The sequence below is a fragment of the Devosia sp. XGJD_8 genome (assembly GCF_046614475.1).
In the GTDB taxonomy this organism is placed as follows: Bacteria; Pseudomonadota; Alphaproteobacteria; order Rhizobiales; family Devosiaceae; genus Devosia.
The window spans coordinates 226200-250350 of record NZ_JBKJHF010000001.1 but is presented as its reverse complement, the minus strand read 5'-3'; the positions used below and the strand labels follow the sequence as shown (position 1 = coordinate 250350).

General features: G+C 64.7%; 22 protein-coding genes and 1 tRNA gene. 10 read left to right on the top strand and 13 right to left on the bottom strand.

Annotated elements, in window-relative coordinates; translation table 11 throughout:
• The first annotated feature begins 2 nt into the window (after nt 1-2).
• The 6 genes from ACLI1C_RS01260 (at nt 3) to ACLI1C_RS01235 (ending at nt 4794) form a co-directional block, all read left to right on the top strand.
• Complete coding sequence (locus ACLI1C_RS01260; protein WP_411395036.1) at nt 3-1097, top strand: ABC transporter ATP-binding protein; 1095 nt, start codon at nt 3-5, stop codon at nt 1095-1097.
• 25 nt (nt 1098-1122) lie between these two features.
• Nucleotides 1123-2370, top strand: a complete 1248-nt coding sequence (locus ACLI1C_RS01255; RefSeq protein WP_411395035.1) for an ABC transporter substrate-binding protein — start codon at nt 1123-1125, stop codon at nt 2368-2370.
• A 73-nt stretch (nt 2371-2443) separates the two neighbouring features.
• Nucleotides 2444-2923: a VOC family protein gene (locus tag ACLI1C_RS01250; RefSeq protein WP_411395033.1), complete on the top strand. Its 480-nt coding sequence runs from the start codon at nt 2444-2446 to the stop codon at nt 2921-2923.
• Nucleotides 2924-2981: 58 nt separating this feature from the next.
• Complete coding sequence (locus ACLI1C_RS01245) at nt 2982-3740, top strand: sugar phosphate isomerase/epimerase family protein (protein WP_411395032.1); 759 nt, start codon at nt 2982-2984, stop codon at nt 3738-3740.
• Nucleotides 3741-3742: 2 nt separating this feature from the next.
• The gene (locus tag ACLI1C_RS01240) at nt 3743-4225 is read left to right on the top strand and encodes a heme-degrading domain-containing protein (RefSeq protein ID WP_411395031.1); all 483 of its coding nucleotides are present in this window, start codon (nt 3743-3745) and stop codon (nt 4223-4225) included.
• On the top strand, nt 4225-4794 hold the full coding sequence (locus tag ACLI1C_RS01235; protein ID WP_411395030.1) for a hypothetical protein: 570 nt from the start codon (nt 4225-4227) through the stop codon (nt 4792-4794). The genes ACLI1C_RS01240 and ACLI1C_RS01235 overlap by 1 nt, the downstream gene beginning before the upstream one ends.
• A 51-nt stretch (nt 4795-4845) precedes the next feature.
• Here ACLI1C_RS01235 and ACLI1C_RS01230 read toward each other — a convergent pair whose 3' ends face one another.
• From ACLI1C_RS01230 to ACLI1C_RS01185, 10 genes are all read right to left on the bottom strand, one after another.
• Nucleotides 4846-5682 carry an HpcH/HpaI aldolase/citrate lyase family protein gene (locus ACLI1C_RS01230; protein ID WP_411398179.1) on the bottom strand — a complete coding sequence of 279 codons (837 nt, stop codon included), beginning with the start codon at nt 5680-5682 and terminating at the stop codon, nt 4846-4848.
• Nucleotides 5682-6884 (bottom strand): CaiB/BaiF CoA transferase family protein, encoded by a 1203-nt coding sequence (locus ACLI1C_RS01225; protein WP_411395029.1) that lies wholly within the window; start codon nt 6882-6884, stop codon nt 5682-5684. Before ACLI1C_RS01225 ends, ACLI1C_RS01230 begins: the two co-directional genes overlap by 1 nt.
• On the bottom strand, nt 6881-7939 hold the full coding sequence (locus ACLI1C_RS01220) for an ABC transporter ATP-binding protein (RefSeq protein ID WP_411395028.1): 1059 nt from the start codon (nt 7937-7939) through the stop codon (nt 6881-6883). Before ACLI1C_RS01220 ends, ACLI1C_RS01225 begins: the two co-directional genes overlap by 4 nt.
• An 18-nt stretch (nt 7940-7957) precedes the next feature.
• On the bottom strand, nt 7958-10057 hold the full coding sequence (locus tag ACLI1C_RS01215; RefSeq protein WP_411395027.1) for an ADP-ribosylglycohydrolase family protein: 2100 nt from the start codon (nt 10055-10057) through the stop codon (nt 7958-7960).
• Between the two features lie 25 nt (nt 10058-10082).
• On the bottom strand, nt 10083-11270 hold the full coding sequence (locus ACLI1C_RS01210; RefSeq protein ID WP_411395026.1) for an ADP-ribosylglycohydrolase family protein: 1188 nt from the start codon (nt 11268-11270) through the stop codon (nt 10083-10085).
• Nucleotides 11271-11435: 165 nt separating this feature from the next.
• A complete protein-coding gene (locus ACLI1C_RS01205) occupies nt 11436-12869 on the bottom strand; it encodes an extracellular solute-binding protein (protein ID WP_411395025.1) in 1434 nt (477 codons plus the stop codon).
• Between the two features lie 88 nt (nt 12870-12957).
• Nucleotides 12958-13857, bottom strand: coding sequence for a carbohydrate ABC transporter permease (locus tag ACLI1C_RS01200; RefSeq protein ID WP_411395024.1), 900 nt, complete (start codon nt 13855-13857; stop codon nt 12958-12960).
• Entirely contained in the window at nt 13857-14705 is an 849-nt protein-coding gene (locus ACLI1C_RS01195; RefSeq protein ID WP_411395023.1) for an ABC transporter permease, read from the bottom strand. Before ACLI1C_RS01195 ends, ACLI1C_RS01200 begins: the two co-directional genes overlap by 1 nt.
• 167 nt (nt 14706-14872) lie before the next feature.
• Nucleotides 14873-15928, bottom strand: a complete 1056-nt coding sequence (locus ACLI1C_RS01190; protein WP_411395022.1) for a LacI family DNA-binding transcriptional regulator — start codon at nt 15926-15928, stop codon at nt 14873-14875.
• Nucleotides 15929-16236: 308 nt separating this feature from the next.
• Nucleotides 16237-16326 (bottom strand) — tRNA-Ser (locus ACLI1C_RS01185).
• A gap of 241 nt (nt 16327-16567) precedes the next feature.
• Here ACLI1C_RS01185 and ACLI1C_RS01180 point away from each other — a divergent pair.
• From ACLI1C_RS01180 to ACLI1C_RS01170, 3 genes are all read left to right on the top strand, one after another.
• Entirely contained in the window at nt 16568-16891 is a 324-nt protein-coding gene (locus ACLI1C_RS01180) for a hypothetical protein (protein ID WP_411395021.1), read from the top strand.
• Nucleotides 16892-16948: 57 nt separating this feature from the next.
• Complete coding sequence (gene msrA / locus ACLI1C_RS01175) at nt 16949-17611, top strand: peptide-methionine (S)-S-oxide reductase MsrA (protein ID WP_411395020.1); 663 nt, start codon at nt 16949-16951, stop codon at nt 17609-17611.
• An 84-nt stretch (nt 17612-17695) separates the two neighbouring features.
• On the top strand, nt 17696-18082 hold the full coding sequence (locus tag ACLI1C_RS01170; RefSeq protein ID WP_411395019.1) for an MmcQ/YjbR family DNA-binding protein: 387 nt from the start codon (nt 17696-17698) through the stop codon (nt 18080-18082).
• Nucleotides 18083-18153: 71 nt separating this feature from the next.
• Here the strand turns inward: ACLI1C_RS01170 and ACLI1C_RS01165 are convergent, their stop codons facing one another.
• On the bottom strand, nt 18154-19944 hold the full coding sequence (locus ACLI1C_RS01165; RefSeq protein ID WP_411395018.1) for a hypothetical protein: 1791 nt from the start codon (nt 19942-19944) through the stop codon (nt 18154-18156).
• A gap of 167 nt (nt 19945-20111) precedes the next feature.
• On the opposite strand from ACLI1C_RS01165, the gene ACLI1C_RS01160 reads away from it, so the two are divergent.
• Nucleotides 20112-21536: an MFS transporter gene (locus ACLI1C_RS01160; protein WP_411395017.1), complete on the top strand. Its 1425-nt coding sequence runs from the start codon at nt 20112-20114 to the stop codon at nt 21534-21536.
• 3 nt (nt 21537-21539) lie between these two features.
• Here the strand turns inward: ACLI1C_RS01160 and ACLI1C_RS01155 are convergent, their stop codons facing one another.
• Both ACLI1C_RS01155 and ACLI1C_RS01150 read right to left on the bottom strand, forming a co-directional pair.
• Complete coding sequence (locus tag ACLI1C_RS01155; protein ID WP_411395016.1) at nt 21540-23288, bottom strand: hypothetical protein; 1749 nt, start codon at nt 23286-23288, stop codon at nt 21540-21542.
• A gap of 130 nt (nt 23289-23418) precedes the next feature.
• Nucleotides 23419-24054, bottom strand: coding sequence for a peroxiredoxin (locus tag ACLI1C_RS01150; protein ID WP_411395015.1), 636 nt, complete (start codon nt 24052-24054; stop codon nt 23419-23421).
• Nucleotides 24055-24151: the final 97 nt, after the last annotated feature.

Below are 24151 nucleotides of genomic sequence, written 5' to 3'. Positions count from 1 at the left end.
ACATGCCCCGTGTCAGCTTCGAGCACATCACCAAGAATTACGGCGCGATGAAGGTTCTCGACGACCTCAACCTGGCCATAGACGACGGTGACTTCCTCGTCCTGCTCGGCCCATCGGGCTGCGGCAAGACCACGCTGCTGAACCTGCTGGCCGGCCTGCTCGACATTACCGACGGTCGCATCATGATCGGGGAACGCGACGTGACCGATCTTGATCCCAAGGACCGGGGGCTGGCCATGGTGTTCCAGTCCTATGCGCTCTATCCGACCAAGACCGTGCACGGGAACCTCAAATTCGGGCTATCAGCCAGCAAGCTGCCGCGCGAGGAGATCGAGAAGCGCATCGCCTGGGCGGCCAGACTGCTGCAGATCGAGCCGTTGCTGCATCGCAAGCCGGGCCAGCTCTCGGGCGGCCAGCGTCAGCGCGTCGCCATCGGCCGGGCGCTGGTCAAGAATGTCGCCGTGTTCCTGTTCGACGAGCCGCTGTCCAACCTGGACGCAAAGCTGCGCACCGAGATGCGGCTCGAGATCAAGAAGCTGCATGACCAGCTCAAGTCCACCATCGTCTATGTCACGCATGACCAGATCGAGGCCATGACCATGGCCACCAAGATCGCGGTGATGAATGGCGGCGTCATCCAGCAGTTCGGCACGCCGGACGAAATCTACGAGCGGCCGGCCAACCTGTTCGTCGCCGGCTTCATCGGCTCACCAGCGATGAACCTGCGCCAGGCCAGGCTCAGCGTGGCGGCCGGGAAGGTCGAGGCAGTGTTCGACTCGGGAGTGCGCCTGGACGTGTCGGACTATCCCTTTGCGGCCTCGCCGCAGGACGGCGCAGCGGTGATTGCCGGCCTGCGTCCGGAACATTTCGTGCTGGCGGCGAGCGGGCCGGTCGCGGCCAGCTTCACCGTCCCGGTTCAATATGCCGAGCGCACCGGGCCCGATGCCAGCGCCTACTTCATGTTCGAAGACGATCTGCTTGCCCTGCGCGTGGAGCCCGACTCCGCCGCGCGGCTGACGCCCGGCCAATCGGTGACGGTGAGCTTCAGCAAAGGCAAGGCCAACCTGTTCGACGCCCGGTCCGGGCAGCGAATGTAAGAAGATAAACTAGGGAGAGAGAACGATGTCTACCAAGAGGCTTGCCGGCATAATTGCCGGTCTCATGCTCAGCACCGCTTCGTTTGGTGCCATGGCCACCGACCTGGTCATCTACCATAGCTGGTCTGCCCCGCCGGAAATCGCTGCCCTCAACGTCCTCAAGTCCGGCCTCGAGGCCAAGGGCCACGCCTGGTCCGATATCGCCATTCCGCACGATACCGGCTCCAATGTGAACCTGATGAGCCTGATCACCGGCGGCCAGCCGCCCAATGTGTTCATGGAATCCAATCCAGGCGTCTATCGCGACATTGCCGGCATGGGTCTGGGCTTTCCGCTGACGCAGTGGTTCAACGAGCAGGGGATCGTCGAAAAGCTGCCGGCTGCGGTTGCAGCGTCGATCTCGGTCGATGGCGAGATCGTCAAAGTGCCGCAGGCGCTGCATATCGACGGCATGGTCTACTACAATATGGAAGTGGCCAAGGCGGCCGGGGTCGATCCTGCCGCCTGGACGTCGGTCGACGCCATGTTTGCCGATTTCCAGAAGATCCGCGACGCCGGCTATGCGCCGCTCGCCGTGGGGAGCCAGCCCTTCCAGGTGGGCTATCTGACCCATGCCCTGGTCGCGGCAATTGCCGGCCCAGACATCTACAAGAAGCTTTATGGCGAAGAGGTCGATCCGACGGCGCTGGACGACCCGGCTTTTGCCAAGACGCTCGAAACCCTGCGCCTGTTCGCCAATGAAGCGGGTCCGGAAGCACAGAACCGCCCCTGGAACGAGACCACCAACGAGGTGATCACCGGCAAGGCACTAATGCAGATCCATGGCGACTGGATGAAGGGGGAATGGCTTGGCGCAGGCAAGGTTGCCGGCACCGATTTCGGCTGCATTGAAATCCCCGGCGCACAGGCCGTGGTGGTGACGGTGGATGCCTGGGGCCTGCTCGGCGGCACCGCCGAGGACGTCAAGACGGCCGAACTCGACTTTGCCGCCGAGGTGCTCGATCCGGCTGGACAGGCCAAGTTCGCTGCCGCCAAGGGCTCGACACCGGTGCGCCTCGACGCGCCGGCCGAAAGCCTCGACGCCTGCTCGACCGAGGTGCTGCGCATTCTCGATGACCCATCCCAGCAGGTGCAGAACCCGCACAACACCGCCGACGCCGACTGGCAGGATTCGATCTGGAACGTTGTCTTCAACTTCTGGAGCGATCCCGACATGAGCGTGGAAGACGCCATCGCCCAGATGCATGAGAACTACGAGACCATTCTGGGCTGACACGAGTCCCTCCCTGGGCCGGCGACCACCGTGGCCGCCGGCCTCTCCCAGAAGCTGAAATGGACCGTTTGAAATGGACAAGCGCCTGCTTGATGAAGACGAAGTGATGCAGATCTGCTTCGTCACCGACGATGTGGTGAAATCCGCGCAATGGTTCGCGGACCTCACCGGCAAGCCCCTGCCCAAGGAAGGCCGTGCAGCCGAGCCGGCAGAGGCTCAGGCCATCTACATGGGCCAGCCAGCCGATGTCGGCTGCCGCATCATGATGTTCAAGTTCGGCAATATCGATGTGGAATTCCTGCAGCCGGGCCCGGAAAAGAGCGCCTGGCGCGACCTGCTGGAGCAAAAGGGCCCTGGCTGCCACCACATCGCCTTTCGCACCCGCAACCTGACCAAGCGCAACGCCTATCTTGAATCCAAGGGCCACGGACTTTTGCAGCGCGGCGAATTCGACGGCAGCCATGGGCGCTACGCCTATTACGACACGGTCAAGGAGCTGGGCGTGATGATCGAGCTGCTCGAGTTCGACAAGGACAAGGAAGCCCAGCCCTAGCGCCCATGCGCCTCCGCCCGTCGGGGCGGCAGGCGCGCGTCAACCATCTGAAGGCACCATGTCCTATCCCATCGCCTACCAGCTCTATTCCTCGCGCAATTTTCCGCCGCTGGCAGGGCAATTGCCCCTGCTCAAGGCCATGGGCTATGACGCAATCGAGCCGTGGCTGCCGGCCTACGAGGCTGATCCAAGACTGTTCCGCCGCCAGCTCGATGACGCGGGCCTGGCCTGCTACGGCTTTCACATGCCGCTGGCCGGGCTGGTGCAGGAGCCGAACCGCTTCATCGACATTGCGCTGACGCTGGGCGCCACGGTGATGATACCGCCCTATGTCACGGCGGAGGAGCGCCGCAATACATCCGACTACTGGCGCGGTCTGGGACACAAGCTGGGGCAAGGCGCGGACGTGGCAGCCCCCCACGGAATCAAGGTCGCCTGGCACAACCACGATTTCGAATATGTTCGGCTGCCCGATGGCACCCGGCCCATCGACCATATCTTCGAGGGAGGCGGGCCCGATGTCTGGTTCGAAATCGACTGCGGCTGGATCACCCGTGCCGGTGCCGACCCGGCCGCCGAACTGAAGCGCTACGCCGACCGCATCATCGCCATCCAGACCAAGGACACCGCGCCCCAGGGTACGCTGGCCGATGATGGCTGGACCGCGACGGGCGACGGCATCATCGACTGGTCCGCCCTGGTGCCGCTGTTCCGCCAGACCAGAGCCGATCACATCGTCACCGAACATGACAATCCCAGCGACTGGCAGCGTTTCGCACGGCGTTCCATCGACCATATCAAGGCCTTGGGGGTCTAGCCATGACACCACCAAGCCTGGCTGATCTCGACAATGAGCAGAGCCAGCTCGAACTGCCGAGCTTCGACTATGCGACGGCGTGGACCCTGGGGCTCAGGATGCAGCTTGAGGCGAGCGCGCGGTCTTTGCCGGTCGCGATAGAAGTCAGCCACGGCAATACCGTGGTGTTTTTCGCCCTGCTGCCGGGAGCCACGCCTGACAATCCGGACTGGACCCGGCGAAAGCGGGCTGTCGCTTTGCGCTACCACAAGAGTTCGCTCTACATGCGTTTGCTGTGCGAACAGCATGGCTGGGACTTCCATGATCGTTTTCGCCTGCCGCAGGTCGATTTTGCGGCCAGCGGCGGCGCCGTGCCCGTCGTGGTGCGGGGTGTCGGCGTGGTGGGCGCTGCTGCCGTGAGTGGCCTGCCCGATGTGGAAGACCACGCTCTCGTGGCCAGCGCCATTGCCGGTTTGCTGCTGCCGGACCCCAGGGAGGGACAGTGATGAGTACCAGCGAAACCGAGCAATTCTGGTCCAAACCGAACGGCATGATCCCGAACAGCCGCTACCCACTCCTGGTCCACCGCTCAGCCGTGCCGGGGGGCGGCGAGGACCTGGTGGTGGCGCGGTTCAGGGAAAATGGCTGGCTGAACAACTGGCATTACCCAGGCGTCTATACCTACCGCCATTTCCATTCCACCACGCATGAATGCCTGGGGGTTGCGCGTGGCTGGATGCAGGTGGAAATCTTCGGTGAAGGCGGCCCCATCTTGCGGGTCAGTGCCGGCGACGTCATCGTGATGCCGGCCGGTGTCTCGCATATGATGGTTGGCCACTCCGAGGACGTCAGCATGGCGGGCGGATATGCTGACGGTCGCGACTGGGATAACATCCGCCATGACCACCTGACCGAAGATCTGCGCCGCGATGCTGCCAAACGCATCATGATGCTCCCCATCCCTGGACGTGACCCGGCAACGGGAGCTCCCATGCAGCACTGGATCGACGCACCGTCTTCGGTTGACGCCGGTCTGAATGACTTCCGCGATGGCCTGGAAGTCAGTGACAGCTAGGCAATCGTGGAAACCACGATGCGGGACACGGCTCGGGCGTAGTGGCCCAGACTATCGCCGGGGCAAGGTCCGGTCTGGGGACATAATTGCCCGGGCTCGGGCGATAATTGGAGCGTCGATCATCTTGCCGTCCATTTGAAAGGCCCCGTCGCCGGCAGCGGCGCGTTCCAACACGCGCTTGGCCCATGCCTGCTCCTCCGCACTTGGCGCAAAGGCGGCGTTGAGCAGCGGCACAACGGCTGGATGAACGCAGGTGGCCCCGTCGAAGCCATGCGCCCTTGCCTCGCGGGCTGCCCCGGTGATGCCGGGCAGGTCGGAGTAGTCAGCCACGCTGCGCAGCAGGCCAAACGAGAGCAGCCCCGCGGCCTTTGCCGCGTAGTGGACCAACAGCTTGGGCAGGTGCAGCACGTCGGGAGTTGGCTGGGCACCGAGCGCCAGCGCCAGGTCTTCGCCACCCAGAGAGAGCGCGACAAGGCGCGGTGCCTTCGCTATTTCACTGGCGCTGAGCACGGCTGCCGGGTCCTCGATCAAGGCGACAAGACCCATTGGCGCCCTGCCCGCCTGTGCCTCCACACCTTCCAGCACTGACGCCAACGTGCCGAGCTCTTCCGCGCTCCGGACTTTGGGCACATAGAGCGCATCGGCGCCGGCGTGGCAGGCAGCAAGCGCATCGTCGTGCTGCCGATCGCCGCTATTGACGCGGACCATCACTGTCGCGCCGCCCCGGCGCACCATGGTCACCGCTTCGGCGAGTCCGAGGCGCGCCTGATCTTTGGTGTCTTCGGGTACAGAGTCCTCGAGATCAAGGATAATGGCGTCCGCCCCGCGCTCATGCGCCTTGGCAACGAAACGTTCGGAATGCGCGGGAACGTAGAGGAGAGAGCGCATCAAGTGGCCCCGATCCTGATGGACTGGGGATCGATCCCGGCTGCCAGCAGCACCTCGTCATTGTGCTGGCCAAGTTCGGGCGCCGGCAGCCGCCATGCTCCAGGCGTGGCGGAAAGGCGCGGCACGATATCGTGCATCGGCAGGGTGCCGAAGGTCGCGTCTTCGACATCGACGATAATCTGGCGCGCCTCGAAATGTGGATCGGCCATGGCGTCGGCAATGTTGAAGATGGGCCCCACCGTTGCGCCGGATTTGCGCATGGTTTCCAGAGCTTCTGCGCTGTTGTGGCTGGCAAACCAGGCACCCACCGCCTCATCGACCAGCGCGCGGTGCTTCACCCGGTCGGAATTCGTGGCAAAGCGCGGGTCCTCGTTCATGTCCGAGCGTCCGATGACCTCGAAGATACGGCGCGCCACGGCCGGGGTCGAGCCGGACAGCGCCAGAAACTTGCCATCGGCGCACTTGTAGACATTGCGCGGCGAGGCGGTATTGGAAGCGCTGCCGACACGCTGTTTGACCTTTCCGGTGATCGCGTGGATTGATGCTTCCGGTCCCAACACCGAAAACATCGGCTCAAGCAGCGACAGGTCGATCACCTGCCCGCGTGCCCTGCCCGTCTGGCGCGCGAACAGCGCCATCATCGTGGCCGAGGCGCCATAGATGCCCGCAATCATGTCGGCAAGCGCCAGGGGCGGCAGCACCGGCTCGCGATCTGGAAACCCAGTGCGATCGGCAAAGCCGCTCATCGCCTCGACAATGGTGCCAAACCCCGGAAACTGCGCATAGGGGCCGGTCTGCCCGAAGCCGGATATCCGCACCACGATCAGGTCCGGATTGCGTTCGAGCAACCTTTCGGGCGCCAGCCCCATCGCTTCCAGCGTCCCGGGCCGGTAGTTCTCGATGAACACATCAGCCGTCTCGATCAGCGTCCACAGCGCCGCCATTGCCGGCGCCTGCCGCAGGTTCAACACCACCGAGCGCTTGTTCCGGCCATAGGTTTTCCAGAACAGGGAATGCCCGTCGTCCTTCCAGTCGCGCAGCGGATCGCCCTCGGACGGCTCGATCTTGATCACATCGGCGCCGAAATCGGCCAGTTGTAGGCTCAGCATGTTGCCCGCCATCAGGCGCGAAAGATCGAGCACCCGGATGCCCTCGAGCGGCCCGGTCTGGGCAGGGTCGAAGAACTTGCGGGCGTGGCTCATCGCAGGCGCAGCCCGGTTGCCTTGTCGAACACGAAGAGCTTGGCGGGATCGATCACCAGATGGATGGTCTCATCCGGGCGCAACGGCGCATGATCGCGCACGACCACGGAGATATCCTCTTCTCCAATCCGGGCCAGGACCTCCTGCGCATCGCCAGTCGGCTCCACCACCAGCACCCTGGCCGGCACGCCGACCTCGCCCAGCGTGATGTGCTGCGGCCGCACGCCATAGACGATCTCGGTGCCCGCCGGGATATCCAGGGTGGTCCCCAGCGGCAGGGTCTGCCCGCCTTTCACCTGCACATCGGTGCCTCCTTGATAGCGCGCGTCGAACAGGTTCATCTCGGGTGAACCGATGAAGCTGGCGACAAAGAGGTTGGCCGGATTGTTGTAGAGCTCGAGCGGGGCGCCAGCCTGCTCGATGCGGCCGCCATTGAGCACGACGATCTTGTCGGCCATGGTCATGGCCTCGGTCTGGTCATGCGTCACGTAGATCATGGTCTTGCCCAGTCGCTGGTGCAGCCGCTTGATCTCGCCGCGCATCTTGACCCGCAGCTTGGCGTCAAGATTGCTCAGCGGCTCGTCGAACAGGAAGGCCCGAGGGTTGCGCACGATCGCGCGCCCCATGGCGACGCGCTGGCGCTGGCCGCCCGAAAGTTCGCGGGGCAGCCGGTCGAGCAGGTCTTCAAGCCCCAGGATATCCGCCGCCTCGCCGACGCGTCGCTTGATCTCGGCCTTGGGGGTGCCCGCCAGACGCAGCGAGAAGCTCATATTGTCGGCCACCTTCATGTGCGGATAGAGCGCATAGCTCTGGAACACCATGGCGATGTCCCGCTCCTTGGCCGGCATGTTGTTGACCACCTTGCCGCCGATGGTGATCTGGCCTGAGGTGATGTCCTCAAGGCCGGCTATCATGCGCAGGAGGGTCGACTTGCCGCAGCCCGAGGGGCCGACCAGCACAACGAATTCTCCATCTCCCATCTGCAGCGAGATGTCGTTGAGCACGGTCACCGCACCATAGCGCTTGCCGACATGGGCGAGTTCGATTTCCGACATGCTGGTCTCCTTGGTGGCCTAAACCGTTTCGACGATCTCGATACGCCCCACGCTCATGCGGCCCGCGGAGGCCAGGCGAATGCCGGCCATGCCATGGGCATAGCTGGCATCGGTGGTGTTCAACATGGGCACGCCGTCGACGGCCAGGCCGAGCGCATCGCCCGTGACGCTGAATGCGAGCTGGTAGCTCTTGCCCGTCTCCACCCTGAACGGCGCCCGCGCCAGTACCGTGCTGCCGAAATCCTCCCTGAGGATCACGACCTCGTCGCCCTCGAAGCCCGCCGCATAGAACCGTCCGGTGCCCTGCACCCGCGCCGTCACCAATTGCGACGCCCCCGCCAGCCGCCGCATATCGGCCTTCACCACCACGTCCCGCGCATAGTAATGGCCGGTCCACATGTCGGCATCGCCCGCTGTGTGTCCGTGGATGCGGCCATCCTGTTTCGTCCAGTGCCCGCGATTGTAGGTGAACCGCGTGATCGCGCCCCATTCCTGCGTCTCGGTCTTGGGCTCGATCACCGTATGACCGGCGCCTTCGACCCTGAAGTCCGCCAGGAACAGCCGCCCGAGAAACTTGAGCCGCCCGAAATACTCGATGGAGATGCCGACCTCGTCGATCGCTTCATCGCCCGCCGGCACGACGAAGCTGTAATCCTGCCATCCCGCCGCCGAGGGCACATCCCACGCCCCGGTCTCCTCGATGGCCCCGCTCATGGTCCGCCGCACATAGGGCGCGACGCGCAGGTTGCCGTCGCCGTTCCAGGGGTCGAGCCACAGCTTGAAGCTGACCGTCTGCCCGCCATCCACCACCGGGGTGAACATGGGCCGGTAGCGTTCGTCGTCAAAATCGCTGCGGCGGTAGAACGGTTTCCAGAACACCCGTCCGCCCTGCCCGCGCTCCAGCCGGTCGAGCTGGATTTCCAGCGACCCGCGCGAGCCCTCGACATGGCGCTCGGCGGAGTGGCGCAGCGAAATCTGGTTGAAGCCCTCGGTACGGAAACCATGGGTGGAACCCGGCAGGTCAAAATCGAACCGCAGCCCGCGGCGGGTAAAATCCTCCAGCCAGAGCTGAGGCACGTCACGCCCCGCCAGTTGCAGCGCCAGCACCGTCAGTTCGCGGGCAAAGCTGGGAATGTCGACAATGTTGATTGATCCCACGATGCCCGAGGCCACCAGGAAATCGTTGATCGGCTTGCGATACTTGTCCCAGCCTTCATGCAGGCCCTGGAACGTGGCGACGATGGCCGCAGCATTGCCCGCATTACAGTCGGTGTCCCAGCCCGCCATGGTGGCGATTTCTGCCGTCCGTGGCAGGTCGCCCTTGCCATAAAGGATAGCCATGATGGTCACCCCTGCATTGGGGATGATGTGGCAGACGCCCGGATAGCGGTCATAGCCCCACTCCGCTTCGAGCATGTCGCGGCAGGCGCGCCAGTCGTCCGGGTTGGCCGTGTAGAAATCGATCACCGCGCGGCAGACCCTGGCATAGGTCGAGGCTGCGTCGATGGTGCCCATCGCCGTCTCGATGATCTCGTCTATGCTCTTGGCTTCAAACGCAGCCGCAATCGCCGCGGCGCAGAAGCGCGCGCCGTTGAGGCCGTCACCATCGTGGGCGACGCTGGCGGCCATGGCCGACATGTCCGCGGCCCGCTGCGGATTGCCCGGGTTCACCCAGCCCCAGCTGTCGATGAAGATCTGCCCGCCGATCTGCTCGGCCACGGTGGTGCCGTTCTGGGCGATCGAGCCGGACTGCGGCGCCGGTATGCCGGCGCGCAGGTTGCGGTAGGCGGTGTGCTCGGTCGAGACGCCGAAGCCGCCCCACCAATACATGCCATGCTCTTCGGCGGCGTAGTTGAGCCAGGTCTTGCCCACATCCTCGGCGGTGGCATTGAGCCCATAATCGCGCAGCGCGCGGATGAAGTAGACCGGCCCGTTGGTATCGTCGTCAGCGGCGAAATTCTTGAAATCGCGCAGGTATTGCGTCACCTCGCCATAGGTCTTCTGGATGCGATCATAGCTCCAGATGGTCGGCTCGACGGGAGCGCCCAGGCGCACGCCGATCGCCTTGCCGATAAAGCCGGCATAGATCTTTTCGAGGATTTGGATTTCGGAGAGCATAGTCCGTCTTTCTCGGCAAAGGTGGTCAGGAAACCAGCGCCTGTGCTGGTACGATCAGGGCGGCGCGGGCGGCGTCGCGCTTGGTGGCAATCGCGCGGTCGGTCGCGAAGATGTCGCTTACCGTGCGCGTAAAGGCATCGGCGGAAGCCAGCAGATCGAGGCGGTTGGCAGCGTCGATCTGGGCGCGATCAGCGGCATCGATGACACTCTCGCCATGCAGCGCCCCCAGGATTGCGCCAGCCATCACCCCGATGGAATCGGTGTCCCGGCCCGAATTGATGCCGTCCTCGATGGAACGCCGGAAATTCCCGTCATTGAGCAGGCAGAAGCCCAGCGCGAGAGGCAGTTCTTCGATGGCCTGCAAGCGGCTCGGGCGATAGGCATCGGTGGGTCGCCCGACCTTTTCGGGCATGTGATTGACGTCGTCGCCCATCACAGAATAGCGGGCGATCACGCTGTGGAAGGCATCGCAGGCGCTGGCATGGTCGGTGCCGCTGGCGCGCAGGGCACGCGCCGTTTCGGCTATGGCTATGATGGCCGTGCGCGTACCGTCCTTGGCGAGCCCGATGACGGTGTCGACGATGGCGTCGATCGTTGCGCCAGGCACGAAGGCCGCGGCAACGGCAGCGGCCATTACCCCGGCGGCCTCGAGGCCATAGCTCTCCTGATGGCCGGCGGCAAAGGCGATGGCCTCGTCATAGGCCGCCTTCGGATCGGCGGCGTTCACTACGCCAACCGGAGCGATATACATCGCAGCCCCGCAGTTGACCATGTTGCCGATGCCGCCCTGGCGGGGGTCGCAACTGGAAAGCTGGTGGCGCTGGAAAATCCATTTTTCGGGGTAGAACAGGCGGTCGATCAGCATCGCTTCGCGTTGCAGCTCGGGTACCCACCGCTTGATCCAGGCGATCTGGCGCACCATGCCGTCGGCCATGTCCCAGGCGTCAAGATGCCGGCGCGTATCGGCATAGATGTCCATCATCGCCAGCGTCATCAGCGTGTCGTCGGTGACGATGCCGTCGCCCCGCACGCGGTGGTTTCGCTGCTCAGGCGGTAGGTCCATCTTGTGCCAGCGCGTCATCACGGAGGTCACCCGACCGTAGCGCTCGCGGATCTGGGCGGCGGAGAGCTTTTCCACCGGCGCACCGAGCGCATCGCCCAATGCAATGCCATGCAGCATGCCGCGAATGCGAGATTGGAGGGATTGGGTCATGACGCTTCGACTTTCATTCCGGTTGTGCCATCGGGCATGTGGACGATGGTTCAGTCGATAGGGATCTGGGGGTTGGGGGTTCCGGCCTCTCCACCGTTGGGAGATCGTGGATGGTTCAGAACCCCCACCCACCCCCTCCCGAAGGAGGGGTTCTGGGCCCTTATCCTAGTCGCCCAGCACTGTCGCCGCGTATTCAGCCATGCGCTGGCCACCGGCGGCGTTGTACTCGCTCACGAATGTGTCCCACTGGTCGAGCGAAGCCTCGCCGGTGATGAACCGGGCTACCCAGGAGCGATAGACCTGCTCGGCCGCGTCCACATCGGCTGCATAGTCGGCCGGCCAGACAAAGGCATTGTCGGCGGTAAAGTCAGCCTTGATCGTGTCGAGCGCAGACTGCGCCGTGGGGGACAGCAGAGCCGTCGGCGGAGTCCAGTTGGCCGCATTGAAGAAGCGCGCATACCAGGTCGAGATCTGGTCGGTGAAGGTCACCGTGCCATCGGCGCCCACCGTGTGGTGCACATCCGCAAAACCCATGCGGTCGATATCCTGGCCTTCCTTGGAGGCCATGAAATCGAGAACGGCAAAGGCCTCTTCCTTGTGCTCGGAGAGCGACGACATCGCCCAGCCGCGGGCTTCCTTGGATACGTCGACGGCTGCGAGCCCCTGGCCACCAGGGCCGGAGGGAACGGGCAGCAGGGCCAGCTCGATGTCCTCGCCGGGATGGGCCTGACGCATCTTGCCGGCATAGATGTCGATGACTTCCGGCGACGAGCCGAAGATCACCCCAGCCTTGCCGGTGTAGAACTTGTCTTCCTTCACGTCGAACGTGTTGGTCACATATTCCTTGTCGTAGAGACCCTTCTCGGCCAACCGGGCGTAAAACTCGATCTTGGCCTTTTCCGCATCGGTGACGCGGGCATTGACCCAGGCTCCATCGGCATTCTTCATCCAGGTGCCGGTGATGCCGAAAGCCTGGTTGAACACGGAGTCGAGTTCGGTGGTGTTACCAAAGCCGGTCAGGCCAAGCGTGTTGCCGGGCGTGCCGTCGCCATCGAGGTCGGCGTCGTGGATGGCCTGGAACAGGGCCTCGTATTCTTCCACCGTGGTCGGGGCCGCAAGACCCAGCTGGTCCAGCCAATCCTGGCGCATCACCGGCTGCGGCGCACGCGGCGGATAGACATAGAGCAGGTAGGGATAGTTGGCGAGGCGCTCCACGTTATGCGGCCACAGCGCCGCCTTGATGTGCTCGGACTTTTCGATCCAGGGATTGAGGTCTTCGAGGATGCCCTGCTCGGCCATCTTCTGGTCGCCCCCCTGGAAGTAGATGATGTCGGGAATATCGCCCGACAGCAGCATCACGCCGAGCGCATCGACATAGGCCGAAGTGCCGCCGGGCAGGTCGATGGTCTGGATGTCGATGTCGTGGCCCTGGGCCTTGAGCGCGGCCTCGATGGCCTCGATCTCCTTGACATCGTCAGGGTTGGTGGTGAGCAGGTCCTTGCTGACCAGCCGGATCGTGGTCTGGGCGAAGGCCGGTGCGGCAAGCGCCCCCAGCGTGGCGATGGCGGTTGTCGCCAGCAGCAGTTTCTTCAGCGTCATTTTAGTCTCCTCCTTGGTTTCTTGGTCTTGGTCGTTCACCGCTTGCGCGGAATTCTTGTTCACCCCGTTGGGGTGGTCGTCTGCGCTCTCATCCCTTGAGCGCTCCCGACATCGTTCCCTTGGTGAAGAACTTCAGGATCAGCGGGTAGATCGCCAGGATCGGCAGGATGGTGATGAAGATCATCCCGGCCTTGAGCGCGCGGATGTTGATCTGGGCCAGGCCGATATTGTTGTTGGCATTGTTGGCGCCCACGATGGCGATCTTGTCGCCTTCGATGACGAACTGCCGGAGTACGACCTGCAGCGGCCATTTGGTCTGGTCGTTGAGGTAGATCATCGAGCGGAAGAACTCGTTCCAGTGCAGCACGAGATAGAACAGCGCGATGGTGGCGAGCGCCGGCTTGGCCAGCGGCAGCACGACCATCCAGAAGGTCTGGAACGGGTTGGCGCCATCGAGCTCGGCCGCTTCCAGCAGCTCCTTGGGAATTTCCTCGAAGAAGCGGATCAGGATGATCAGGTACCAGGCGCTGATCGCCTTATACATGATCACCGACCAGGGCGTGTTGAGCAGGCCCAGGCGCTTCATGAGGAAGTAGTCCGGGATAATGCCGGGCTCGAAGACGATGGTCACCAGCACCAGGATAAAGATCAGCCGGCGCCCCGGCAGACCGGGTCGCGACATGCCCCAGGCCATCAGCGCCGTGCCGAAGACCCCGATGCACACGCTGGTGGCGGTCATCCAGATCGAGTTGAACAGGCCGCGCTGCACATTGGGATGCTGCAGCAACAGGGCCCAGACATCGATCGAAAACCCGTCGGGAATGATCGACAGACCCGAGAAGCCGGCGACCTTGCTGGGGTCGGTGAATGACAGGGCCAGCAGATTGAGCAGTGGCTGCAGGGTGAACACCACCAGCAGCAGCAGCGTCGAGACGATCAGCACATATTCGACCCGCTCGAGCGGCGTCCGGCGCGATTGGCTGGCCATCACCACACTCCCTTGCCGGTCAGGCGCTTGCTGACGAGATGGGAGGTAACGACGAGGATCATGCCGATCACCGCCTTGAACAGGCCCGCGGCCGTGGCCAGCGCGTATTCGCCCGTCGACAGCCCCATCCGGTAGACATAGGTGTCGAGGATATCGATGGCCGAGGCGTTGACGTCGTTCTGGAAGTTGATGACCTGGTTGAGGTCGGCGCTCAGGAACATGCCCATGTTGAGGATGAACAGCGTCGCAATGGTGGGGATGATGCCCGGAATGGTGACGTGCCAGATCTTCTGCCAGCGACTGGCGCCATCCATCTCGGCGGCCTCGTAGAGCGCCGGATCGATGGCAAAGATGGCTGCAAGGTACAGCAGGCTGTCCCATCCAGCCGAGCGCCAGATTTCCGAGATCACCAGCACCCAGCGGATCGTGCCGGTATTGGTCAGGTAATTGGTGGTGCCGAAGCCCATCGCCTGCTGCACCTGATTGACGGCGCCATCGGTCGGCGACAGCAGCGCGATGAACACGCCGGCAATCACCACCCAGGACAGGAAGTGCGGCAGGTAGATCGCTGACTGGATCACGCCGCGCAGCTTGCCGTTGCGCACCTCGTTGAGCAGCAGCGCCACCATGATCGGCACCGGGAAGACGAAGAGAATCTTCATGCCCGAAATGATCAGGGTGTTGGCCAGCACCTGGTAGAAGATCGGCGACGAGAACAGCTGCTGGAAGTTCTTCAGCCCGACCCAGATATTGGGCGGAATGATGCGGACCTGCTCGAAGGCCATCTTGGCTTCCCAGATCGGCACATAGTGCCAGATGAAGAAGAACAGCAGGCCTGGCGCCATCATGGCGTAGTACGGCCACCATTGGCGGACAGCACGCAGAAAACCATCAGCTTGCTGCAAGCTATCTGCAGGCAAACCGCCAGCAGGCTGACCGCGTTGCATGCCATCTGCGGGAACGTTCCCATCAGGTAGCGCAGCAGTAACCCGTTGTCCGTCACTGGCAACCATGGTCAGACCCTCCCTGCCCCCGCAACGCGCTGGGGTGCCGCGATCGACAGATCGGCGAGTGAGCCTCGCTCCATGAGTCGACACGGCATGTAGATGCGCCGGTGTTCCGGCTTGTGTTGTATTTCGTCGAACAGGCTTTCAACGGCCTTCTCGCCGATATCCCGGCCAGGCTTTGCCACCGTGGTCAAACCCGGCCAGGCGAATTCGCCAGATGGAATGCCGTCGAAGCCCAGAATGGAAACGTCGCGCGGGCAATCGAGGCCGGCATCGCGCACCGCCATCATCGCGCCCAGCGCCATCAGGTCGTTCGCGGCGAACACCGCAAGATGGCCGACCCGCGGCCGGTCGAGCAAACGGCGCATCGCCTGGCGACCGCCTTCGACGGTATATTCGCCGTCTTCGATCGCAAGGATGGCCGGATCGACATCGCGCTCGACGCAGTGCTCATGCACCGCCCGCAGGAAGCGGGCCCGCGCCAGACGCGATTTGGGCCCCAGGATCAGTGCCGGCGCCCTGTGTCCCTTGGCCACGAGATGGTCGAGCCCCAGTCGCACAGCCTGGGCAATGTCCGATCCGACGCTCGAAATATCGGGAAAGCGCTCGGCGCTCGAGCCGATGAAAACGCAGGGCAAACCGAACCGGTCCAGATCGTCGAAATTGTCGGACACCGGATTGACGATGGCGCCGTCGACCCGCGCCCGGCGCAGCGTCTTGAGGTGCGTTGCCTCGGCATTGGGGTCCCAATCAGACGAAAACACCAGCAGAGATGCACCTGCCCGAGCCGCCCGATCCTGGGCACCGCGCGCCACATCGGCCCAGAACGGATTGGCAATATCGGGGATCACGAGGCCAAGCATGCCGCTGCGCCCCGAACGCATACCCACGGCCAGGTGATTGCGCTCGTAGCCCACCGAAGTCGCGGCGGCGACCACACGCTCCCGCGTCTCGTCGGTAATATTGGACGAACCGGCCAGGGCCCGCGCCGCGGTGCTCTTGGACACCCCTGCGCGCTCGGCAACATCAATAATGGTGGGCCGACGTGTCCGGCTCTGTCCCATGATCCATCCCATGACGTCGGCCGCAACAGCTCCAAGACGTCATGGGAACGTTACCGCACACGGTCCATTTGTCAACTGACACCGTTGACAATTCCGGAAAGTGCCGGAAACCAAACGGCGGCTGACGTGGTCAACATCGCGTTTCCCGCCAAAGCGTCAAGACTTGATCGACCATTTGCGGATCGCGATGCGGCTCTCGATCTGTGCCCCGCAGCATCGGAAGGATCGATGCGACCTGCCGCTGCATTCAATCAGTGCTGAATGTCGGACCAGGTGTGGACTTTGCCGATGAGGTAGGTGGTGGAAAATGGCGGAGAGAAAGGGATTCGAACCCTTGAGACGGTTCCCCGCCTACACACTTTCCAGGCGTGCGCCTTCGACCACTCGGCCATCTCTCCGCATCGCCTTGTCTCCGGTCTGGAAGGCCGGAGGGGCCGGGGTTAGCCGGCGCGAGCGAGGCGCAATATACTTATCGCGGGCGGGGGCGCAAGGGATCACGACGCCGGGATGACAATTGTTTTTGTCGCAGGGGCCTGCCATCTTGTGAGCGAGCGGCCCGCCATGGCACAAACAAACTTGTGCACGGGGTGGAACGGGTGGGCCAGCCCCAACTTATCCCCGTCAGCACAGGGGATGGGAATGCGGCTGATCCTGAGAATATTGGGCACCTGGCTAATCGGCCTGGCGCTGGTCCTGCTTGTCGTTGACGGCACCAAATCGCTGGCCGCCAATGCGGTGGTGTACACGAGCCTGGCGGATCTGTGGATGCAGGTGCATCCGCCAAGCCTCGATGCAGTGGCCGGGTTTTTCGAGAGCCGGTTCTTTGCCGCGCTTCTCGATGCCGCGCTCAAGGCGGTGCTGGATTATCCGGCTTTTGCGGTGTTCGGACTGCCCGGAATTGCGCTGGCGCTGGCCGGGCGCGCACCGCGGCGGGAGCGTTTCCTGCGGCAGGACCAGATCTGAGCCGGGCTGTAACCTGGAGGCCGGCGCAAGCGAATAGGGCTGTGAAAGGAAGATATCATGTTCTTCAAATCCAAACCGACGACGATCCCCAACGCGGCCGAGGCGCTGCCAGGCCGCGACATGCAAATGCCTGTGGCGGCTGAGCATTTCGTCAACGGCCAGGCGCTCAAGGGCCCCTATCCCGAAGGCGCCGAGACGATCTATTTGGGCCTGGGCTGCTTCTGGGGTGCCGAGCGCCTGTTCTGGCAATTGCCGGGGGTGATCGTCACCGCGGTCGGCTACCAGGGCGGGGCGACGCCCAACCCGAGCTATGAGGAAGTCTGCTCGGGCCGCACCGGCCATACCGAGGCGGTGAAGGTGGTCTATGACCCCAAGGCGATCAGCCTCGAGATGCTGCTCAAGACCTTCTGGGAAGAGCATGACCCGACCCAGGGCATGCGTCAGGGCAATGACGTGGGCACGCAGTATCGCTCGGCCATCTATACGACCACGCCCGAACAGGCGGCGGTGGTGGAGCAGAGCCGGCAGGCCTATCAGGCAGCGCTGAACGCCAAGGGGCTGGGGCGAATCACCACCGAGATATCCCCGGCGGCCGAGTTCTTCTATGCCGAGACCTATCACCAGCAGTATCTGGCCAAGAATCCGCGCGGCTATTGCGGACTGGCCGGCACCGGGGTGTCCTGCCCGATCGGGCTGGGCGTGACGGCTGCCGCAGAATAGTCACCACTGTGAACGATGAATGAATAGACTGAACGCCGATCCGGGACACCGGGTCGGCGTTTTTCGTCTTGCCGGACCATTTCCTTGGCCAACAGCTATCCCGCCATCATGCATCGCGACGGTTTCGAGGCGTTCATCCTGACGCTGCCGAAGGCGACCCTGGTGCGCCAATGGCGCGACGATTCCGTTGCCAAGGTGGGCGGCAAGATCTTCGCGCTGCTCGACCAGGACCCCGGCGAGGTGTGGCTCAAGGTCTCGGAGCTGGCCTACCTAATGCTGACCGAACTCGATGGCGTGCGGCCGGCGCCATATTTCGCGCGGGCGGGGTGGGTGGCGATTTCGGCCGCCAGCCCGCTCAGCGGCGATGAGGTGGAAGCCTATATCAGGGAGGCGCATCGGCTGGTGGCGGGAAAGCTGAGCCGGAAGGTGCGGGCCGAGCTGGGGCTGGACCTGGCGGGCATCTCGCGCTGAGAGACCCCCACCCGGCCTCCCCCTGGAAGGGGGAGGAGCTGGCCGGTGGGTGGGGCGGTATGGCGCCAAGGCTATTCGGGCATGACCGCGAAGACCTGGAGCGGGGTGTCGGGCAGACTGACATCAGCGAGCCAGGGTGGCAGCGTGCCGGCGGCATGGAGCTTGACGAAGCTGTCCTCAGCGGCGCCGGGAATGCCCTGCAGTTCCGGCATGGCGGGGCAGAGCACGACGAGGCCGATGCCGCGGGCATCGAGAATGGCGCGGGCCTCGGCAATCGGCTCGTTGAAGAAGCGGAAGGCGTCGAGGACGCCCTTCTCGTTGCGGTGATAGGGGGCCGCGACCACTTCGTGCGGGGTATAGAGCAGGAGGTGGGCGCCCAGATCGATGGGGCTCATGATGCGCTCGGGCGGCAGCGCCGCCAGATCGGGGAAGGCCGCGGGAACAAGGCATGGCTCCTTGCTGGCGCGGACCTCGGACACGGTCTGGGCGCGGCCGGGCACGACATTGACCACGGCCGTCACCAGCAGCGACAGCACCACCCCGGAAAAGGCCAGCCAGCTCAGCACCAGGCCGGCAATGGCGGGGGCGCGCGGGGCGGCAAGGTAGCGACGGCGGGCAGAGACGATGAGCCAGGCGGCGGCCGGCATGGCGGGCATGACGGCAAGACGGGCGCCGCGCACCTGGGCCAGCATGACGATGGCGGTGAGCGCCAGGAAGACCAGCAGGGCGGCCCACTCGGCCCGGCCCTCGCGCACGCGCCACAGGCGCCAGAGCACGACAATGGTGCCGAGCAAGGCCGGCACGCCGACGGCCACGGCATAGGCGGGCAGGTCGAACAGGTTGGTGAACCAGGGGCGCGCCTCGACGATGGCGCCGATCCAGTTGGCCTGCAGCCAGGGATCGAGATTGCCGTAGGGGCCACCCAGGCATTGCGGATAGGCGGCGACAACCAGCGCCAGACCGGCGAGGCCCAGCCCGGCCAGCAGCAGGAAGCGCTGCCAGGCCGCGCGCGGCGACGGCAGCAGGCTGGCAAGGGTGAAGACGGCGCCCACGACCAGGGCGACGGCGACATAGACCGGGGAGATGACGTCGCAGGCCGCCTCGAGCCAGCGGGAGGGCGGGCGGAAGATGGCGAGGTGGATGATGGCGCCGGCGGCAAAGGCGAGGCCGAAGCCGCGCATGGCGGCGGCGCGGGCGGTGTCGAAGGTCCAGGCCAGGCCCATGACGAGGATGGCCGCCGCAATGGTAGGCAGCGCCTCGGTGGCGATGGCAAGAGCGGTGGCGGCGCAAAGCCCGCAGAGCAGGGCAAAGCGCGGCCGGCGCAGGGCCTCGATGCCGGTCCAGACCATGATGAGGGTGAGCAGGATGATGACGTTGTGATGATCGACCCGGCCTGGCATGAATTCGGCCGTGATGGCGGGGCTCAGCACCGGCAGGACGAGAGCGGGCAACACGCCCTCGGGACCGACGAGGCGCTGGGCCAGACGGGCACTGACCCAGAGCAGCACGGCCAGCAGCAGCATGGGCCAGACCGAACCGGCAGCGACCAGAGCGCCATCCATGCCGAACAGCGGTGTGAAGACCATGACCAGGATGGCCAAGGGCAGGTCCACCAGGCGGGACCAGTGCAGCTCGGCGCCCCAGGGCGTATTGAGGCGATGGGCCGTGAGGTCGTACCAGCCCTGCCCGCCGAGAAAATCGCGCACCATGACCATGCGCATGGCATCGTCGGTATCGGCGAAAAAGGGCAGGCCGACCCGGCCATAGAGCGTGCGGACCAGCAGGATGGTCACCGCTGCCAGGAAGACCATGGCAAAGAGGCGGAGATCAATGCCGCGGCGGGCGGAAGTCTGGCCGATCAAGGGGATGTCCTGGGCTGGGGCGGCGGCAGGATGACCCTAGACGGGTTAAGACGGGGTGGAAACCGATGAGCGGCGATGACCGCTTTGCCAACCGCCCAAACAAGCGCATTGCTTTTGCCTCGGACTGAATATACCAAGATTGTCCTTTTTTAATTACGGGCTGGATCATGTCGGATTCGCAAAGCGGCAGCTGGGCCGAGATCTTCACGCCGCGCTTTGCGCCGGTCACGCTGATCATCGGGCTGGGCGTGGCCCTGCTGGCATTCAACTCCTTCGTGGCGACGGTGTCGCTGCCCACGGCGGTGCAGGAAATGGGCGGCGTCGCGCTGATCTCCTGGGCCATCACGCTCTATCTGGTCTTTGCCATTGTCGGCGGGTCGGGCGCGGCGCTGCTCAAGCAGCGGCTGGGCGCACGGCTTGGCCTGCTGGTTTCGGCAAGCGTGTTCCTGGCGGGGACGCTGATTGCGGCCGCTGCGGGGCACATGCCGCAGGTGCTGGTGGGGCGGGCGCTGCAGGGGCTGGGCGAGGGCGTAGTCGCCTCGATCTGCTTTGCGCTGATCCCCGAGCTGTTTCCCTCGCGGCTGGTGCCCAAGGTGTTCGGGCTCAATGCGATGATCTGGGCCGTGGCGGCGTTTGGCGGGCCGGCGGTCGCGGGGCTGCTGACCGAGTTGGTGTCATGGCGGGCGGCGTTCCTGTTCAGCGTGCCGCTGGTGCTGATCTTTGCCGCCATGGTGGGCTTCGTAGTGCCGGCCAAGGACGTGGGGGCGGCCAAGCCGGTACAGTTTCCCGGGCTGCGGCTGCTGGCCATCGGGGTTGGCATCATGCTGGTGGCGCTGGCGGCGGTGACCGGGCCCTGGCAGGCGACGGGCCTCCTGCTGGGTGCGGGCCTGCTGCTGACTGGCGCGGTCTGGTTTGACGGGCGCAGCCGCGACCGGTTGATGCCGCTGGATGCGTTCCGGCCGATCTCGGTGGTGGGGACGGGGCTGTGGATGACGCTGCTCATCAACGTGGCGGGGGCCGGCTCGGCGGTCTATCTGGTGCTGGTGGTGCAGCAGATGTGGGGCTTCGGCCCGACCATGGCCGGCGTCATCGCGGCCGTATTGGCGGTGGCCTGGAGCATCTCTGCCGTTGCCGTGGCCAATGTGCGGCAGAAGGAAACGCGGAAGATCCTGATCAAACTCGGGCCGGCCATGATCGGCACGGGGCTGATCCTGGTGCTGGCCGGGTTGCAGCTGGACCAGGTGGCCGTGGTGGTGATCGGGCAATTGATCATCGGGGGCGGCTTTGGCAGCTGCAACGGCTATCTCAACCTCACCATGATGGAAGCGGCCAGCGATGGGGAACGGGACCGCACCTCGGCGCTGATGCCCACGACGCAATCGGCCGGCAATGCCATCGGCGCGGCCCTGGCGGGCGTCGCCGCCAATTCGGCGGGCCTGGCCACCGCCGCCTCGACGGGTGAGATCCGGAGCGCCATCATCCCGGTCTATCTGCTGGGCGCCGCCATGGCCGCACTGGCCTTTGCCGCGGCCTGGCAAACAGTGCGCCTGGTGCGCCCGCAGGACCCCGAATCGAGCTTTGCGGCGGGGTAATCGCTATCGCGATAGGTCGATGGCGTAGATCTGCAGGGTGGCATCGGGCGGGCTGACCGGCACCAGCCAGGACCAGGACAGACCCGAAAAATCGGGGAGGCCATGGAGCGCCTGGCTGGGCGGGAGACCGCGACAGAAGACCAGGTAGTCAAGCCCCCGCTCGCGGGCCACCGCCCGCGCCTCGGCCTCGCCGCCCGCATAGAAGCGCACCATGTCGCGCAGGCCGGCCTCATTGCGGTGATAGCCGGCCGAGACGATGGAATGGGGCGTTTCGAGCAGCAGGGTCGGCCCGATCAGCAGGAAGGACATCAGCCGGCCCGGCGGCAGGGCCGCCAGGGGCTCGTAGGCAGACCGTTCAAGGCAGGCGTGCCAACTGATCCCTTCCGGGGAGGGTGGCTCGGGCGCCAGCATGGCATAGGCATAGGTGAACAGGGTCCAGTGGGCCGCGCTCATGAAGGCCAGCACGGTGAGCCCGGCCTGGGCGGCGGCAACCAGCGTCTGGCGCGTGCGGAACCAGGACCAGACGCGCCAGACCAGCCAGGCAGGGCCGGGCAGGACGGCGATGGTCAGCAGGCGAAAGCCGCGCACCTGGAGGCAGAAGACCAGGAAGAGGGCGAGGCAGAAGCCGGCGAGCACGAGCCAGCGCCAGCGCTGCCCGGCGGGCGCCAGCACGGTCACCAGCAGGACGGCGGCCATGCCCAGTACCGGCATGATGAGCAGGGCAATCTGCGCGCGCATCTGGCTGCCCCAGATCCAGATCGGCTGCGCCTCGCCGATCTCGGACAGGAGGATCGTCGCCAGATCGGCATCGAGATTGCCATAAGGGCCATTGCGGCATTCGGGAAAGAGCCACAGCACCACGACCAGCGTCAGCAGGCCCAGGCCGGCCAGCAGCCCCAGCCGGGCCAGAGGATGGCGCAGGAAGGGACCGGCCAGCACGGCGGCCAGCATGACCAGGCCATAGCTGGCGCCGGCCACGACATAGGTGGCCGAGAGCGCGTCGCAGGCCGGTGCCAGCCAGGCCTCGACGGGGCCGGAGGCCAGGAGATGGATCAGGAGGCCAGCCGGAAAGGCGGCGGCAAAGGCAAGGACTGCGGGCCTGCTGCGCTGCGGCTCGACCAGCCAATAGAGCGCAAAGCAGATAAGCGCTGCCACGACCGAGGGCAGGACCTCGGTGCCGATGGCGAGGGCGGTGGCGGCGATGATGCCGGCGGCGAGCGCCCAGAGGGTGCTGCAGCGCCCCAGCAGGCTGGCCAGGATCAGTGCCAGGGTGAGCGCAATCTGCACATTGTGGTGGTCGACCCGGCCGGGCATGAATTCGGTATAGATGGCGATGGCCATGGCCAACAGACCCAGGGCCGGCAGGCGAGCGGCGGGGCCGGCCAGGCGCTCGGTCAGCTCGGCCAGCAGCGCCACGGTGGCCAGCAGCACCAGGAGGGGCCAGACAAAGGCCGCCCAATAGGGCGCCGCCTCATGGGCGAATGGCGTCAACAGGGCAATGAGCAGGACCAGGGGCGCGTCGACGAGGCGCGACCAGTGCATTGGCGCGCCGAAAGGGGCATTGTCGCGATACTGGGTGGTATCGAACCAGGACTGGCCGTTGAGCAGGTCCATGGCCTGGACGAGGCGCATGGCATCGTCGCCGGCGACGAAGGGGACGTCGCCGCCGCGCAAAGCCGTAATGGCCAGAGCAATGGCAATGACCGCCCAGACCAGGACGATCTCGACCCCCTTATGCCGCAACCAACCCATCTGCCACCCTGCCCCCAGTGGCAAAGCCATAGCAATGGCGGGTTAAGCCCCGCCTAAAGCGGGCGCAAAAGAAAGGGCGGCAGCTTCTGCTGCCGCCCAGTTTCGTCAGGGAGAAAACGCTCTTTTCGCGCTATGCGCGGGGCTGGGGAACAATGCGGAGATAGGGCTTCAGTTCCTTCCAGCCTTCGGGGTACTTGGCCTTGGCCGCCTCGTTGGTGACGGCGGGCACGATGATGACATCCTCGCCATTCTTCCAGTTTACCGGGGTCGCCACCTGGTGCTTGGCGGTGAGCTGGAGGCTGTCGATGACGCGGATGACCTCATCGAAATTGCGGCCGGTGGAGGCGGGATACTCGATCTTGAGCTTGACCTTCTTGTCGGGGCCGATGACGAAGACCGAGCGTACGGTCAACGTGTTGTCGGCATTGGGATGGATCATGTCATAGAGGCGCGCCACCTCGCCCTTGGTATCGGCCAGGAGCGGAAAGTTCAGCGCGGTGCCCTGGGTCTCGACAATGTCCTTGGCCCAGCCGGCATGATCTTCGAGCCTGTCGACGGAAAGGCCCAGCACCTTGACGCCGCGCCTTTCAAATTCAGGCTTGAGCTTGGCAGTATAGCCCAGCTCGGTGGTGCAGACCGGAGTGAAATTCTTGGGGTGGCTGAACAGCACCGCCCAGGCGCCATCGATATAGTCGTGGAAATGGATCGGGCCTTCGGTGGAATCGAGGGTAAAATCGGGGGCGGTATCGCCAATCAGAATTGCCATCTTTTTGCCTGTTCCTTATTGGGCCCAAGGCCCTTATGCGGTTGACTTGAATATCGGCTGCCGCGCCGCCAAAAGCAGCTGTCGCGGGCGAAATGCT